13 protein-coding genes are annotated in these 15,847 nt (G+C 42.9%); 12 read left to right on the top strand and 1 reads right to left on the bottom strand.

Translation table 11 applies throughout. From position 1 onward, the window contains the following. The first annotated feature begins 274 nt into the window (after positions 1 to 274). From J2X07_RS14115 to J2X07_RS14080, 8 genes are all read left to right on the top strand, one after another. Complete coding sequence (locus J2X07_RS14115) at positions 275 to 1,414, top strand: acyl-CoA dehydrogenase (RefSeq protein ID WP_310259926.1); 1,140 nt, start codon at positions 275 to 277, stop codon at positions 1,412 to 1,414. 16 nt (positions 1,415 to 1,430) lie between these two features. Continuing rightward, positions 1,431 to 2,573, top strand: coding sequence for an acyl-CoA dehydrogenase (locus J2X07_RS14110; protein WP_310259923.1), 1,143 nt, complete (start codon positions 1,431 to 1,433; stop codon positions 2,571 to 2,573). A gap of 144 nt (positions 2,574 to 2,717) precedes the next feature. Beyond that, on the top strand, positions 2,718 to 3,686 hold the full coding sequence (gene meaB, locus J2X07_RS14105) for a methylmalonyl Co-A mutase-associated GTPase MeaB (RefSeq protein WP_310259919.1): 969 nt from the start codon (positions 2,718 to 2,720) through the stop codon (positions 3,684 to 3,686). Positions 3,687 to 3,695: 9 nt separating this feature from the next. Continuing rightward, positions 3,696 to 4,316, top strand: coding sequence for a TetR/AcrR family transcriptional regulator (locus tag J2X07_RS14100; RefSeq protein ID WP_310259916.1), 621 nt, complete (start codon positions 3,696 to 3,698; stop codon positions 4,314 to 4,316). A 16-nt stretch (positions 4,317 to 4,332) separates the two neighbouring features. Continuing rightward, on the top strand, positions 4,333 to 7,596 hold the full coding sequence (icmF, locus tag J2X07_RS14095) for a fused isobutyryl-CoA mutase/GTPase IcmF (protein ID WP_310259913.1): 3,264 nt from the start codon (positions 4,333 to 4,335) through the stop codon (positions 7,594 to 7,596). A gap of 526 nt (positions 7,597 to 8,122) precedes the next feature. Next, complete coding sequence (locus tag J2X07_RS14090) at positions 8,123 to 8,320, top strand: hypothetical protein (protein WP_310259911.1); 198 nt, start codon at positions 8,123 to 8,125, stop codon at positions 8,318 to 8,320. Between the two features lie 53 nt (positions 8,321 to 8,373). After that, positions 8,374 to 8,898, top strand: coding sequence for a DNA-directed RNA polymerase subunit delta (rpoE, locus tag J2X07_RS14085; protein WP_310259908.1), 525 nt, complete (start codon positions 8,374 to 8,376; stop codon positions 8,896 to 8,898). A gap of 352 nt (positions 8,899 to 9,250) precedes the next feature. After that, entirely contained in the window at positions 9,251 to 10,852 is a 1,602-nt protein-coding gene (locus J2X07_RS14080; protein ID WP_310259905.1) for a CTP synthase, read from the top strand. A gap of 263 nt (positions 10,853 to 11,115) precedes the next feature. On the opposite strand, the gene J2X07_RS14075 is transcribed toward J2X07_RS14080, so the two are convergent. After that, positions 11,116 to 11,655 (bottom strand): DUF2529 family protein, encoded by a 540-nt coding sequence (locus J2X07_RS14075; protein WP_310259903.1) that lies wholly within the window; start codon positions 11,653 to 11,655, stop codon positions 11,116 to 11,118. A 160-nt stretch (positions 11,656 to 11,815) separates the two neighbouring features. On the opposite strand from J2X07_RS14075, the gene J2X07_RS14070 reads away from it, so the two are divergent. The 4 genes from J2X07_RS14070 to J2X07_RS14055 all read left to right on the top strand — a co-directional run bounded on the left by J2X07_RS14070 (position 11,816) and on the right by J2X07_RS14055 (position 15,801). Beyond that, a complete protein-coding gene (locus J2X07_RS14070; RefSeq protein WP_310260491.1) occupies positions 11,816 to 12,193 on the top strand; it encodes a response regulator in 378 nt (125 codons plus the stop codon). Between the two features lie 240 nt (positions 12,194 to 12,433). Continuing rightward, complete coding sequence (fba, locus tag J2X07_RS14065; RefSeq protein ID WP_310259900.1) at positions 12,434 to 13,297, top strand: class II fructose-1,6-bisphosphate aldolase; 864 nt, start codon at positions 12,434 to 12,436, stop codon at positions 13,295 to 13,297. A gap of 259 nt (positions 13,298 to 13,556) precedes the next feature. Continuing rightward, on the top strand, positions 13,557 to 14,201 hold the full coding sequence (fsa, locus tag J2X07_RS14060) for a fructose-6-phosphate aldolase (protein ID WP_310259897.1): 645 nt from the start codon (positions 13,557 to 13,559) through the stop codon (positions 14,199 to 14,201). A gap of 307 nt (positions 14,202 to 14,508) precedes the next feature. After that, positions 14,509 to 15,801 carry a UDP-N-acetylglucosamine 1-carboxyvinyltransferase gene (locus J2X07_RS14055; RefSeq protein ID WP_310259894.1) on the top strand — a complete coding sequence of 431 codons (1,293 nt, stop codon included), beginning with the start codon at positions 14,509 to 14,511 and terminating at the stop codon, positions 15,799 to 15,801. Positions 15,802 to 15,847: the final 46 nt, after the last annotated feature.

Genomic DNA, 15,847 nt, shown 5'->3' with positions numbered 1-15,847 from the left:
CGCCTCGAACTTCTCGCGTCTCCTAGTTTTACAAAGTTTTTAAAGAGCCTTCATTGTCAAGGTGATTGGAGCGGAAGGTGCGAGACTCCTGCGGGATGAGTGGGACAGGTGAGACCATTCAAAGTAGCAATTGCGACGAATGGGCTCACCGCACACCCCGTGGAAAGCGAGCATCCTGGAGCGGAGATCAACTACTTCCAAAAACAACAAAGATTATGAGTACAGCTTTAATGGAAAAAGGGGAAAGAAAGTTTGATAGAAATGGGGAGAGTCCATGAACCTCGTGTTTACGGAAGAACAAAAGATGATGCAAAAGATGGTACGGGATTTTGCAGAAAAAGAGATTAGACCGGCCATCGAAGAAATGGAAGAGACGGAAAAGTTTCCGCGTCATCTGATCAATAAGATGGCAGAGCTTGGACTTATGGGAATCCCGATTCCCGAAGAGTACGGCGGAGCAGGGATGGATTTCACCTCCTACATCATCGCGATCAACGAGTTATCGAAGGTCAGTGCGACAGTTGGTGTCATTTTATCTGTTCATACAAGCGTTGGAACGAATCCGATTCTTTATTTTGGGAATGAAGAACAAAAGAGAAAATACATTCCTAAGTTAGCGAGTGGAGAATACCTTGGTGCGTTCGGATTAACAGAGCCTAGTTCAGGTTCTGATGCAGCAAGCTTAAAAACAAGAGCGGTAAAGCATGGTGATCATTACGTGTTGAACGGTTCAAAAATCTTTATAACAAATGCCGGTGAAGCAGATGTGTATATCGTGTTTGCTTCGACCGCACCCGATAAAGGAAGCTATGGCATTTCCGCCTTTATTGTAGACAAAGATACACCAGGCTTTTCAGTAGGAAAAAAAGAGAAAAAAATGGGGCTGTACGGATCGAATACGTGCGAAATCGTTTTTGAAGATGCACGTGTACCTGCTGAAAACTTGCTGGGCAATGAAGGGGAAGGCTTTAGAATCGCGATGAGCAACTTGGATACGGGCCGAATCGGAATCGCGGCACAATCACTCGGAATTGCAGAAGCTGCTCTTGAATATGCGACAAAATATGCAAAAGAGAGAAAACAATTTGGGAAGCCGATCGGGGCGAACCAAGGATTAGCATTTAAGCTGGCAGATATGGCGACAGCAGTAGAAGCGGCTAAACTTTTAACATATCGTGCAGCAGATTTGAAAACCAATAACTTATCATGCGGAAAAGAAGCATCGATGGCAAAATTATATGCTTCAGAAACGGCAATGAAATCAGCGATTGAAGCTGTACAAATTTATGGCGGATATGGCTACACGAAGGAATATCCGGTGGAAAGACTGTTCCGAGACGCAAAAGTGTGTCAGATCTACGAAGGAACAAGTGAAATTCAGCGTATGGTACTCAGCAAACACCTACTAGGGTAAGAGGGAGAGAATAGAGATGCAATTTTTATTATCAGAAGAACATGAAATGATCCGCAAGATGGTGCGTGATTTTGCAAAGAACGAAGTAGAGCCGACAGCAGCAGAACGTGACGAGGAAGAGCGTTTTGACCGCGCGATCTTTGATCAAATGGGTGAGCTTGGACTTTGCGGAATTCCTTGGCCAGAAGAATACGGCGGAATCGGCGGAGATTATCTTGGTTACGTAATCGCAGTAGAAGAGCTTTCACGCGTTTGTGCGTCAGTAGGAGTAACGCTTTCTGCACATACATCACTAGCTGGATGGCCGATCTTCAAATTCGGGAATGAAGAACAAAAGCAAAAGTTCCTTCGTCCGATGGCAGAAGGAAAGAAAATCGGAGCTTACGGTTTAACAGAGCCGGGTTCAGGTTCTGATGCTGGAAACATGAAGACGACAGCGAAAAAAGACGGAGATCACTACATTATCAATGGATCAAAAATCTTTATCACAAACGCTGGCGACGCTGAGATCTATGTCGTGTTTGCTCGTACAGATATTGAAGCGGGATCAAGAGGCGTTTCAGCATTCATCGTTGAAAAAGGGACACCTGGATTTTCGTTTGGTAAAAAAGAAAAGAAACTAGGCATTCGTTCATCACCAACATTAGAAATTATTTTCGAAGATTGCCGTGTGCCTGCTGAAAACCTTTTAGGTAAAGAAGGGGAAGGCTTTAAAATCGCGATGATGACACTTGATGGCGGCCGTAACGGAATCGCGGCTCAAGCTGTAGGGATCGCGCAAGGAGCACTCGATGCATCCGTAACGTATGCGAAAGAACGCAAACAGTTCGGGAAAGCAATCGGTGCGAACCAAGGAATCGGATTCAAGCTTGCCGATATGGCGACTAAAGTAGAAGCAGCAAGACTACTGACTTATCAAGCAGCTTGGAGAGAGTCAGAAGGCCTTCCATACGGAAAAGAATCAGCGATGTCGAAGCTTTTTGCTGGAGACATTGCAATGGAAGTAACGACAGATGCCGTGCAAGTATTCGGCGGATACGGGTATACAAAAGAATATCCAGTAGAACGTTACATGCGTGACGCGAAAATCACACAAATCTACGAAGGCACACAAGAAATTCAGCGTCTCGTCATTTCGAAAATGCTTTTAAAAGATTAAGAAGGATTTTGGCGACATGATTTCAAGGGAATCTGAGATACAAGGCTGTCGAAACACCTTTATGAGGAACGAGCAAGAGTTTTTCGGTTTGTCCTCGGAAATCAAATGCTCCCAAATCGATTTAATGTTCAGTAGGAGGAAACCATGCATCCATTAGCCGCAAGATTCGAGAAAAATGATGTCAGGGCACTCGCGAAAGCAATCACACTCGCCGAAAACAACGGCCCTGATCGGCTAGAGCTTTTAAAAAGCATTTATCCGATGCAAAAAGGAGCACACTGGATTGGGATTACTGGATCTCCTGGCGCCGGAAAAAGCTCTCTCGTCAACCGCCTTATTACCTTCCTTCGCCAAAAAGGATTAACAATAGCAGTCGTAGCTGTCGACCCAACGAGTCCTTTTAGCGGAGGCTCCATCCTTGGGGATCGTGTGCGGATGGCTGACCATTTTACAGATCCGGGTGTGTTCATCCGAAGTATGGGAACACGGGGAAGTCTCGGGGGTCTGTCCCGTTCGACGAAGGAAACGGTAAGGGTGATGGATGCGTATGGTTTTGACGTGATATTGATTGAAACGGTCGGAGTCGGCCAATCTGAACTCGACATTATGAAACTCGCAGACTCGGTAGCAGTTGTACTGAATCCGGGGAGCGGGGATGTCGTTCAAGTGTTCAAAGCGGGGATCATGGAAATCGCAGATCTTTTTGTCGTTAATAAAGCGGATATGCCAGGCGTACCGAAGCTATTAGCAGAAATTGAGGCAATGCTCGATCTCGTGAAGCATGACAGCCCGTATCGTCCGCCTGTCGTTCAGACCATTTCTACCGAAAATATAGGATTAAAAGAAATGTGGGAGGCACTTTTAGCTCACAAAACGTATTTAATAGATAGTGGAGAAGGAACAGAACGGAAGCTTGCCAATTTGAAAACCGAAGTGATGGAAGTAGTTCAGCATGAACTTTTCCAGCAAATTTGGACACAAGAACAAAAAAACGGATTCTCCTGGCTGGCCGACTTACAAGACGGCACAACAGACCCTTATACAGCCGCAGAACAAATCCTGTCACTGCGAAATCAGCCGGCAGACAAAAAGGGAGAAAAGAGTGAGAAATGAGGGAGGCCATTGAAAAAAGAAGTACCTTCACTTGTTAAAGACGAAAAGTTAATACAAAAACGCCGTGAAGAGATGGTGAAAGCGGCGGTATCCCTTTTTAAAAAGAACGGATTTCACCGGACAACGACCCGTGAGATTGCAAAAGCTTCAGGCTTCAGCATTGGAACATTATACGAGTATATCCGCTCCAAGGAAGATATTTTGTATCTCGTCTGTGACAGCATTTATGACGGCGTAAAATTACGGCTACAGCAGGATATTAACGCAGATGACAGCGGGATAAGAGGCGTGGAAAGAGCGATCACGGCTTATTTTAAAGTGATGGACGACATGCAGGATGAAGTGCTTGTCATGTATCAGGAAGCAAAATCCCTTTCTGCCGAAGCATTGCCATATGTGCTGAAAAAAGAGCTTGAGATGACGGCGATTTTTGAAAAGCTTTTAGCTAAATCGGTTTTAGAAGGTGAGCTGGATTTAAGCGATAAAGAGATTCAGGCTGCTGCACATAACATTTTGATCATTGGTCAGATGTGGACGTTCAGACGGTGGGCCCTTCAAAAAATGTACACGATTGAAGAATATACACAATTACAGCTCCAACAATTGATGCACGGCATAAAAGGAGCGTAACGAAAGGATGAAAACGATGAGCCAGACAGACATTTACCGACCGAAAAATCCGGTGCGTTTTGTAACCGCTTCCAGCTTGTTTGATGGACACGATGCTTCCATCAATATCATGAGAAGAATCATTCAGTCCAATGGATGTGAAGTCATTCATCTCGGACATAATCGTTCGGTTGACGAAGTCGTGAGTGCTGCGATTCAGGAGGATGTGCAAGGTATAGCAATCTCTTCCTACCAAGGCGGACACGTAGAATATTTTAAATACATGATTGATCTTTTAAAAGAACGCGGAGCTGGCCACATTAAAGTGTTTGGCGGCGGTGGCGGAGTTATCATCCCGCCTGAAATCAAAGAACTTCACGCATATGGCGTGACGAGAATTTTTTCACCGGAAGACGGGCGCCTGTTAGGTCTTCAAGGTATGATTAACTTGATGGTGGAAGAATGTGATTTTCAGACAGTTACTTCATTAACAGATGAAGTGGAAAAAATTCAAGAGCGTGACGTGCGTTCAGTATCACGTCTAATCACACTAGCTGAAAACCTTAAACAAGCACCTGAAGAAATTGCAGCAACAGCAGAACAAACACTTTCGGCCTTAAAAGGACTCGAGAAAAAAGTGCCGATTTTAGGGATTACCGGGACTGGGGGAGCGGGGAAAAGTTCACTAACAGATGAGCTTGTACGCCGTTTCTTAAATGAATGTGATGATAAGACGATCGCGATTATCTCAATCGATCCGACGAAGCAAAAGACAGGCGGAGCTCTTTTAGGTGACCGGATCCGTATGAACGCAATCTATCATCCGCGTGTTTATATGAGAAGCTTGGCGACACGTGGTTCACGTTCTGAATTGTCAGATGCGATCAAAGATGCAATCGCTGTAACGAAAGCCGCTAATTTTGACTTGATCATTGTTGAAACAAGTGGGATCGGTCAAGGGGATGCGGGAATTGCTGAGATCTCTGATGTTGCTTTATATGTGATGACGAGTGAATTTGGTGCTCCATCACAGCTGGAAAAGATCGATATGATCGATTATGCAGACCTGATTGCCATCAACAAATTCGAGCGTAAAGGTTCTGAAGATGCGCTTCGCGATGTGAAAAAGCAATACCAGCGTTCTCGTAACTGGTTTGACAAAGATTTGAATGAAATGCCTGTGTACGGAACGATTGCGAGTCAATTTAACGACGCTGGTACGAATGTTCTTTTCTATCATTTAATGAAAACGATTGAAGAGAAGAGCGGTGTGAATTGGGGAATCCAGTCTGCTGCTGAAGCGATGACAGCGAAAAAGAACGTCATTATCCCGGGTGACCGTGCACAATACTTGAATGAAATCTCACAAACCGTTCGTAAATATCACGAAACGGTCGAGGAGCAATCAACGCTCGCGCGTAAAGCATTCCAGCTGAAAGGAACACTTGAAACGGTAAAGGAATATAACGCAGCAGGTGAAGAAGTTGAGTCTTCATTAAACAGAGCACTTGAAAAGGTAGAAGAACAAATCCATCCGTTGACTTCAAAATTGCTAAAAGAATGGCCGAAGCTGAAACAAATGTACAGCGGAAAAGAGTTTGTAACGAAAATCCGTGACAAAGAAATCGTAACGGAATTGACGACGAAAAGTCTTTCCGGTCTCGACATCCCGAAAGTGGCTCTGCCTAAGTTCGAGGACTGGGGAGAAATCGTGAAATGGGTCATGAAAGAAAACGTTCCCGGCTCATTTCCTTATACAGCTGGTGTTTTCCCGTTCAAACGTAAGGGAGAAGATCCGAAGCGTCAGTTCGCGGGTGAAGGAACACCTGAAAGAACGAACCGCCGTTTTCATTATCTTTCTAAGGACGATGACGCGAAACGCTTGAGTACAGCGTTTGACTCTGTAACGCTTTATGGTGAGGATCCAGACCACCGCCCTGATATTTACGGGAAAGTTGGAGAATCCGGCGTAAGCATCTGTACGCTTGATGATATGAAAAAACTATATGACGGCTTTGACCTGATTGCGCCTTCTACGTCTGTTTCGATGACGATTAACGGACCTGCGCCAATCATTCTAGCGATGTTTATGAACACGGCGATCGAACAGCAATTGAAGGTATTTGATGAAACAAATGGCAGACAGCCGAATGAAGCAGAGACTGCTGACATTAAGGCTAAAACGCTGGCATCTGTTCGCGGAACGGTTCAGGCTGATATTTTAAAAGAAGATCAAGGTCAAAATACGTGTATCTTCTCTACTGAATTTGCACTGCGCATGATGGGTGACATTCAGCAGTACTTTATCGATCATGAAGTGCGCAACTACTATTCCGTTTCCATTTCTGGCTACCATATTGCAGAAGCGGGAGCGAATCCAATTACTCAGCTGGCGTTTACACTGGCAAACGGGTTTACGTATGTTGAATATTACTTGAGCCGCGGCATGGATATTAATGCATTTGCTCCGAATTTATCGTTCTTCTTCTCGAATGGACTGGATCCGGAATACAGTGTGATCGGCCGTGTGGCAAGAAGAATTTGGGCAACCGTTATGCGTGATAAATATAAAGCGAATGAGCGAAGCCAGAAGCTGAAGTATCATATTCAAACGTCAGGCCGTTCTCTTCACGCACAAGAGATTGATTTTAATGACATTAGAACGACGCTTCAAGCACTGATGGCTCTGCAGGATAACTGTAATTCACTTCATACGAACTCTTATGATGAAGCAATCACGACACCAACAGAAGAATCGGTTCGCCGCGCGATGGCGATCCAGATGATCATTACGAAAGAGCTTGGCCTTGCTCGTAATGAAAACTCTCTTCAAGGGTCGTTCATCATTGAAGAATTAACAGACCTTGTCGAAGAAATGGTTCTTCAAGAGTTTGAAAGAATGAACACAAGAGGCGGCGTGCTCGGTGCGATGGAAACACAGTACCAGCGCGGAAAGATTCAAGAAGAGTCAATGTATTACGAAATGAAGAAGCATGATGGATCACTTCCGATCATCGGTGTTAATACGTACTTGAATCCGAACCAGCCTTCAGACGAAGAGTTCAACATGGAACTCGCACGTGCAACAAAAGAAGAGAAAGAACAGCAGATCACGAACCTGAACGCGTTCCAAGATTCGAACAAAGATCAATCTGTAGAGGCGATCAAACGACTGAAAACGGTCGCGCTAAACGGCGGAAATATTTTCGAAGAACTCATGGAAACTGTTAAATACGCTAGTCTAGGCCAGATCACAGGCGCCCTTTATGAAGTAGGTGGCAAGTATCGCAGAAATATGTAGTTTTATCATGAGAAGAACCGTTTAGGCGGTTCTTTTCTTTACTTTGGTCACGTAATTTTCATTTTCATTATTGGCAAGTTGATTGGAGAGCGAGGTGCGAGAGACTCCTGAGGATCACCGCACGCCTCTCGGAAAGCGAGGAGCCTGTAGCGGAAATCAACCACTTACAAAAGCTACAAGGTTTACGAAAACAGCTTTAATCTAAACAATTGTTGCTATAAAAGGATTTTCAAGAGGTTCTTCATTGAATTGTTAATTGGAGTGGAAAGGCGAGACTCCTGCAGGATGAGTGGGATAGGTGAGACCTTTCATGGTACACAGTACAGAAGGGGCTCACCGCACACCCTGCGGAAAGCGAGCCCTGAAACGGAAATTAACATCCTTCAAAAGCTATGAAGTTTACTCTAAAAGATTGTTATATGTAGGTCGTTTTCGTAAAGAGCATAAAGAGACATCATTGAAAAGTTGATAGAAGTGGAAGGTGCGAGACTCCTGCGGGACAGGTAGGCAGGTGAGACACTTAAAAGTGAAACGTACGAATGTGGCTCACCGCCTGCCCCGCGGAAAGGGAGCATCCTGCAGCGGAAATCAACCACTTTCAGGAGCAACAAAGTATACGATAATAACCATTCTTTTAACCTTTTATGGAAAAAAGATAGATTACTACTGGCATATCGGTTATAGATTTGTTTATAATGAAGAGTATGATTCTTCTAGAGAATGAGCACAATGTGTTGATATAAATGAGTGTTGAGAAGAAGGAAAGGAAGTGCCGCTGTGGCTATTTTAAAGACGTATACGAAAGAGCAAGTTTCTGAAATGTCTATGGTAGAAATCGCATTCGAAATTTTACAAGATCAAAAGAAACCTGTTCAATTCTATGATTTAGTAAAACAAATTACTGAAATTAAAGGATTAACTAAAACAGCAGTAGAAGCTCGTATTGCTTACTTTTACACAGATATGAATATTGATGGACGTTTCGTTTCCTTAGGAGACAACCAATGGGGATTAAAAACGTGGTACCCTGTAGAAAGCAGTGAAGAAGAGCTGGGGGCTACAAATAAACCGACAAAACGTAAAAAAGCTTCTGAAGACGATTATGATTTCGAAGAGGACTTCGATGATGAAGACTTCGATGAATTAGATGTTGAGGACGAGTTCGTACAAGAAGACGACGACTTAGCAGATGATGACAGTGATGACGACGATGACGATGAAGAGCTAGAATTCGAAGACGATGATGAAGACTTCGATGACGAAGACGATGAGGATGCAGACGAGGAAGAAGAAGAGCTCTAAGATTGGTAAAGACCGGTAATTACAGATTGCCGGTTTTTTTATTTGGGAATCAGGAAAATGTTCAATCTCTGGCAGTACCGCCGAAATACAGGCTGTAAAAATATTCTCACTACTTAAAGCATCTTGACACAGTGAGTGGAGTCCGGTAATATCATTTTTGGGCTATTCCTGTATCTTATTTTAAATAAAGATTTAAATTATATGATGAACTGAGCAAAAGTGCCCCCTAACCATAGGGGAAGTGTCACTTTTGCTTTTTATTTTTACAGAATTTGTGCATCAGGCCACTCCCGATAGTAGAAAAAGGTTTAAAGGCACATACTTATTTTAGAAAAATTAGGGGGAATAAATCATGGCAAAATACATTTTTGTAACTGGCGGGGTTGTATCTTCGTTAGGAAAAGGGATCACAGCAGCATCTCTTGGACGCTTGCTTAAAAACCGCGGACTAAAAGTAACGACACAAAAGTTCGATCCTTACATCAATGTCGATCCAGGGACAATGAGTCCTTATCAGCATGGTGAGGTTTTTGTTACAGATGATGGCGCTGAAACGGATTTGGACTTAGGTCATTATGAGCGTTTTATCGATATCAACTTAAACAAATACAGCTCTGTAACAACAGGTAAGATTTATTCTACTGTACTTAGAAAAGAGCGCCGCGGTGAATATCTTGGCGGAACGGTTCAAGTTATCCCGCATATTACGAACGAAATCAAAGAGCGTGTATTTCGTGCTGGCCGTGAAACGAATGCAGATGTTGTGATTACGGAAATCGGCGGTACAGTTGGTGACATCGAAAGCTTGCCATTCTTAGAAGCGATCCGTCAGATCAAGAGTGATGTTGGGTCTGAGAATGTGATGTACATTCACTGTACATTGATTCCGTATATCCGTGCAGCGGGTGAATTGAAGACGAAGCCGACACAGCATAGTGTTAAAGAACTTCGCAGCCTAGGAATTCAGCCGAACATCATCGTTGTACGTACGGAGTTCCCTGTTCCACAAGATATGAAGGATAAAATCGGCTTGTTCTGTGACATCGATCCGAAAGCAGTTATCGAAGCACGTGATGCGGAAACACTTTACCAAGTGCCGATCGACCTTCAAGAACAAAAGATGGACGAGCTTGTATGCAAGCACTTGAAATTAGAAACTCACGAACCTGACATGGACGAGTGGAAAGCGCTGATCAAGCGTGTTACGAACCTTTCTGGAAAAGTGAAGATCGCATTGGTCGGTAAATATGTAGCTCTTCAAGATGCTTATATTTCTGTTGTTGAAGCACTTCGTCATGCGGGCTACAACTTTGATACAGATATCGAAATCGACTGGATCAACTCTGAAACAGTTACACCTGAAAACGTAACTGAACTGCTGAAAGACGCGGACGGTATTTTAGTACCAGGCGGATTTGGCGACAGAGGAGTAGAAGGCAAAATTTTAGCGACTCAATATGCACGTGTAAATAAAGTCCCTTTCTTGGGAATTTGCTTAGGCATGCAGCTTGCATCTGTTGAATTTGCACGTAATGTTCTTGGATTAGAAGGTGCACATTCTTCTGAACTTATGCCTGAAACACCATTCCCTGTCATCGATCTTCTTCCTGAACAAAAGGATATTGAAGATCTAGGAGGAACACTTCGACTTGGTCTTTATCCTTGTAAAATTAAAGAGGATACAAAAGCGTTCGATGCTTATCAAGACGAAGTGGTTTATGAAAGACACCGTCACCGCTACGAGTTCAACAATGAGTACCGTGAACAAATGGAGAAAGCAGGATTCATCTTCTCCGGAACTTCACCAGACGGACGTCTTGTTGAGATCGTCGAATTAGAAGATCACCCTTGGTTTGTAGCGTCTCAGTTCCACCCGGAATTCACATCAAGACCTACACGCCCGCAAGCACTGTTCCGTGACTTTATCGGTGCGGTAACACAATTAAAGAATTGATGTAGAGACCGGCCGTGCGCGTTATGTGCATGTGCCGGTTTTTTGTATCTCGTCGATTTTATATTGTTTTTTGGCGATATCCCATTTAAAAGGTGGATATCTAACAGAAAAGTCTCGATATACATTGTTTTTTTATCGATATTTAATATGACAACTTCTAGTGTTCTTCTCATCAATACATTTTCAAGTAAATTGTATGTCTCAAGAGGATTCCTGCTGTCAACTTTCTTCTATAAAGAAAAAAGCTTGGCCCGCTGCCAAGCTTATTCCTTATCCAATACATATTCTTCAAGAATTTCTTCCGTCGTCAAAAATAAGGCGTAATAAACAAACAATCCAGCTAATCCTGAGGGAAAACCTACTCGTGAGCCGTCATCCAGCGGCACTAAACCGCGAACAGCCTTCGTGTCGATCATGATATCAGCTTTTATATCCGAATTTTCTTCCTCTTTTTTGTGGCCGCCAATCAAAATGACATGGCAATCGGCAGCTTCTTTAATTCTTTCGCAAAAAGCGAACGCTCCTTCGTCAGTTTGAAATCGAGATGCTATAACAACACTGTCGACTGGAAGCAGCTCATCCAAGGAATCATCACGAAATCTCTCGGCTTTTTTAAACGGGTTCTCACCGTGAAGCGCCTCACTTACCACAGCCTCCATTTCACCAAATCCTTTAAAATAAACCGTCCCGTCAGACAAAATGGTTTGTGCAAGAAGGCGTGAACTTTCTTCGATCTGCTGTTCTTCTTTATCGGAAATGGATTTTAACAATCCTGAAACTTGCGTAGAAAATATTTTTAACATGCTGCTGCTCCCTTACATGAAATACAGACAATTATTTTTCTGTAATGTTACTTTAATTTAGTATACTGAATTTAACAAACCATTTCACGGGAAGAAGCAGGAAAATCCTAGAATATAGCGAAAAGTATTACATACACAAATGAACTTAATGAGGTGAGCAATAATGAGCGCGAAAATTTTAATTGTCGACGATCAATATGGCATAAGGATTCTTTTGAACGAAATTTTTCAAAAAGAAGGCTATAAAACGTATCAAGCAGCAAATGGCGTACAGGCGTTATCAATTGTAGAGAAGGACCGTCCGGATCTTGTTATTTTGGATATGAAGATACCTGGAATGGATGGGCTTGAAATTTTGCGCCGTGTTAAAAAGCACGACGAGACGATCCAGGTCATCATTATGACTGCGTATGGTGAGTTAGACATGATTCATGAAGCCATGAATCTTGGAGCAATTACTCATTTTGCTAAACCTTTTGACATTGACGAAATACGTGCAGCTGTCAGGAAAGAACTTCCATTAAATACTCCTTCGTAAGAAAAAAAGAAAAAGTCAGTCATGTCGCCAATGATAGCGGTTACACCTCCGAAACGTTGATTTGTTGCGGTTTTCCGGTGATATTGGTATGCTATACTAGGAATGAAAATGAGCAAAATGAAATGTTTAGCAAGTCGCCATGAAAGGAAAACTAAAGTGGCTTCTTTTTGCTGTACAACGTTTCAAAAATATACAAATGTAGTTGGTTTGCTCGTGCCAAATCATAAGGAGGACTGTAACATGCCTTTAGTTTCAATGAAGGAAATGCTTGAAAAAGCAAAAGCGGAAAATTATGCAGTTGGTCAATTTAACTTGAACAACCTTGAGTTCACTCAAGCGATCTTGAAAGCTGCACAAGAAGAAAACTCTCCTGTAATTCTTGGGGTTTCTGAAGGTGCTGCTCGTTACATGGGTGGATTTAAGCTGACTGTTGCTATGGTAAAAGCACTTATGGAAGAGTACAAAGTAACGGTTCCTGTAGCTATTCACTTAGACCATGGTTCAAGCTTCCAAAAATGTGCCGAAGCGATTCACGCTGGTTTTACATCAGTAATGATCGATGGTTCTCATCATCCGTTAGAAGAAAACATTGAGTTAACGAAAAAAGTTGTTGAGCTTGCTCACATCCACGGTGTTTCTGTAGAGGCAGAACTTGGCCGTATCGGTGGACAAGAAGATGATTTAGTCGTTGACGATGCAGAAGCTGCTTACGCGGTTCCATCTGAGTGCGATCAGCTTGTTCGTGAAACTGGAGTAGATTGCTTTGCACCTGCTTTAGGTTCTGTTCACGGGCCATACAAAGGTGAACCAAACCTTGGCTTTGACCGCATGAAAGAAGTAATGGAGCTAACTGGTGTACCTTTAGTTCTTCACGGTGGTACGGGCATTCCAACGAAAGATATCCAAAAAGCGATCTCTTTAGGAACTGCTAAAATCAACGTAAATACTGAAAACCAAATTTCTTCACAAAAAGCTGTAAAAGAATATATCTCAGCTAATCCGGATCAATACGATCCGCGTAAATACCTTACTGCTGCTCGCGATGCGATCCAAACAACAGTACAAGGCAAAATGCGTGAATTTGGTTCTTCAAACAAGGCGTAATAAACTCCATTGTTACACCAAAAAAATAGACCTTTCTTTGAAACCGCCTATACATTATAGGCGGTTTCCTTTACACTATAGGAGTGTGAATTTTGCAGTCTGCTGAATTTAGTACGTCAAGTCAGCCTGCTTTACTTTAAAAAACAAGTGTAATGTAGTATTGTGTTTGCAAATAGGTACTCGACAAGTGAATGAAAGAGTACATCTTATAAAAGAATAATAAAGATCGAGATAACCTAAAAAAACAGGAGTGATTATTTTGAAATTCTTTATTGATACAGCTAACATTGATGATATTAAGGAAGCCTATGACCTGGGCATTTTATCAGGAGTAACAACGAACCCTTCGCTTGTTGCAAAAGAAAAAGGCGTTGATTTTCCAGAGCGATTAAAAGAAATAACAAGCCTTGTTTCGGGTTCAGTAAGTGCCGAGGTGATTGGAACTTCTTATGAAGATATGGTAAAAGAAGGACGCGAACTTGCAAAAATCGCATCTAACATTACGGTTAAAGTTCCTATGACTCTTGACGGACTAAAAGCCGTAAAAACATTCTCTGACGAAGGCATTAAAACGAATGTAACGCTTATTTTCAATGCGAATCAAGCGTTATTAGCTGCTCGTGCTGGTGCAACGTATGTTTCTCCATTCTTAGGAAGATTAGACGATATTGGCCAAGATGGATTAGAGCTCATTTCACAAGTCGCTCAAATTTTTGCGATCCATGAAATTCCGACTGAAATTATTGCGGCATCTATTCGTCACCCTATTCATGTGACAGAAGCAGCGATCCGCGGAGCTCATATCGCAACGATTCCGCCAAACGTCATTAAAGGTCTTGTGAAGCATCCCTTAACGGACCAAGGGATCGAGAAATTCCTTGCTGATTATAACGCAAGCAAATAATAAATAATTGTTTTCGTAAAAGATTGTTGCCTTTTCTTCTTAGATAGTTAATTGGAGCGAAAGGGCGAGACTCCTGCAGGATTAGTGGGACAGGTGAGACCACTCAAGGCACGCAGTGCAGAGGGGCTCACCGCACACCCTGCGGAAAGCGAGCCACTGTAGCAGAAATTAACCTCTTCAAAAGCGACAATGAATACGAAAACAGCTTAATGAATAAATCTCATACATGACAAGAAAAATTTGGTAAATAATAATTCTAAATTACTTTATATATGTCATTTGTGACTCTTACTGAAAGGAGTTTACCATGGAAAAACTGATGATTGAGGGGGGCTATCCTCTCGAAGGAACGGTCCAAATTAGTGGAGCAAAAAATAGTGCGGTGGCGCTAATCCCCGCAACGATACTAGCGGAATCAACCGTTACCATTGATGGTTTACCTAACATATCTGACGTGCGAATTTTACGTGATTTGTTAGAGGAAATCGGAGGGGAAGCTTACCTTGATGAAAATCAGTCTCTCACGGTTAATCCTGAAAAAATGATCGCAATGCCGCTTCCAAACGGAAAGGTGAAAAAGCTTCGTGCTTCTTATTACTTGATGGGTGCAATGCTTGGCCGATTCAAAAAAGCTGTAATCGGCTTGCCTGGGGGCTGCAACCTTGGACCGCGTCCGATCGACCAGCACATTAAAGGCTTTGAGGCGCTTGGTGCAAAAGTAACGAACGAGCAAGGTGCGATCTATCTACGTGCCGATGAACTTGTTGGAGCACGAATCTACCTGGACGTTGTAAGTGTTGGAGCGACGATCAATATCATGCTTGCTGCAGTAAGAGCAAAAGGGCAGACTATCATTGAAAATGCCGCGAAAGAGCCGGAAATCATTGATGTAGCAACATTATTAACAAGCATGGGTGCAAGAATTAAGGGTGCGGGTACGGACGTAATCAGAATCGATGGTGTCGAAAGTTTACATGGGTGCCGTCACTCGATCATCCCAGATCGTATTGAAGCAGGAACATATATGATTTTAGCCGCTTCAATGGGTCAGCAAGTTTTGCTGGATAACGTTATCCCGCTTCATTTGGAGTCTCTTATCGCGAAATTAAGAGAAATGGGCGTTTTCATTGAAACAAAGGATGACCAAGTTCTTGTTTACCGCGGAAAAGATCCGCTAAAGAGTGTCGATATTAAAACACTCGTATATCCAGGATTCCCAACAGATCTTCAGCAGCCATTTACATCGCTGTTAACGAATTCAGAAGGAACGAGCATTGTGACAGATACAATCTACAGTGCACGTTTTAAGCATATTGACGAACTTCGCCGCATGGGTGCGAACGTGAAAGTCGAAGGCCGATCAGCAATTATCAACGGACCTGCAAAGCTCGAAGGAGCGAAAGTGAAAGCTTCCGATCTTCGAGCAGGAGCAGCACTAGTTGTCGCAGGACTGATGGCTGAAGGCGTCACAGAAATCTCTGGTCTTGAACATATCGACCGCGGCTACGAATCTTTAGTAGACAAGTTAAAAGGGCTTGGTGCTAAAGTGTGGCGTGAAAATATGGACGTAGAAGAAATGGAAGAATTAAAGAATTCATAATGAAAAAAGGCTCTATTTTTCTAAGCGCTTGTTGCTAATGGTGAAA

The organism is Fictibacillus barbaricus (assembly GCF_031457135.1).
Taxonomy (GTDB): domain Bacteria; phylum Bacillota; class Bacilli; order Bacillales; family Fictibacillaceae; genus Fictibacillus; species Fictibacillus barbaricus_A.
The sequence above is the reverse complement of the archived record's forward strand: the minus strand, read 5'-3'. Positions and strand labels throughout refer to the sequence as shown.

Coding starts and splice junctions, on each gene's coding strand:
- fba (WP_310259900.1), top strand. CDS start 12,434: ATGCCTTTAGTTTCAATGAAGGAAATGCTTGAAAAAGCAAAAGCGGAA.
- icmF (WP_310259913.1), top strand. CDS start 4,333: ATGAGCCAGACAGACATTTACCGACCGAAAAATCCGGTGCGTTTTGTA.
- J2X07_RS14110 (WP_310259923.1), top strand. CDS start 1,431: ATGCAATTTTTATTATCAGAAGAACATGAAATGATCCGCAAGATGGTG.
- meaB (WP_310259919.1), top strand. CDS start 2,718: ATGCATCCATTAGCCGCAAGATTCGAGAAAAATGATGTCAGGGCACTC.
- J2X07_RS14080 (WP_310259905.1), top strand. CDS start 9,251: ATGGCAAAATACATTTTTGTAACTGGCGGGGTTGTATCTTCGTTAGGA.
- J2X07_RS14075 (WP_310259903.1), bottom strand. CDS start 11,655: ATGTTAAAAATATTTTCTACGCAAGTTTCAGGATTGTTAAAATCCATT.
- J2X07_RS14055 (WP_310259894.1), top strand. CDS start 14,509: ATGGAAAAACTGATGATTGAGGGGGGCTATCCTCTCGAAGGAACGGTC.
- J2X07_RS14115 (WP_310259926.1), top strand. CDS start 275: ATGAACCTCGTGTTTACGGAAGAACAAAAGATGATGCAAAAGATGGTA.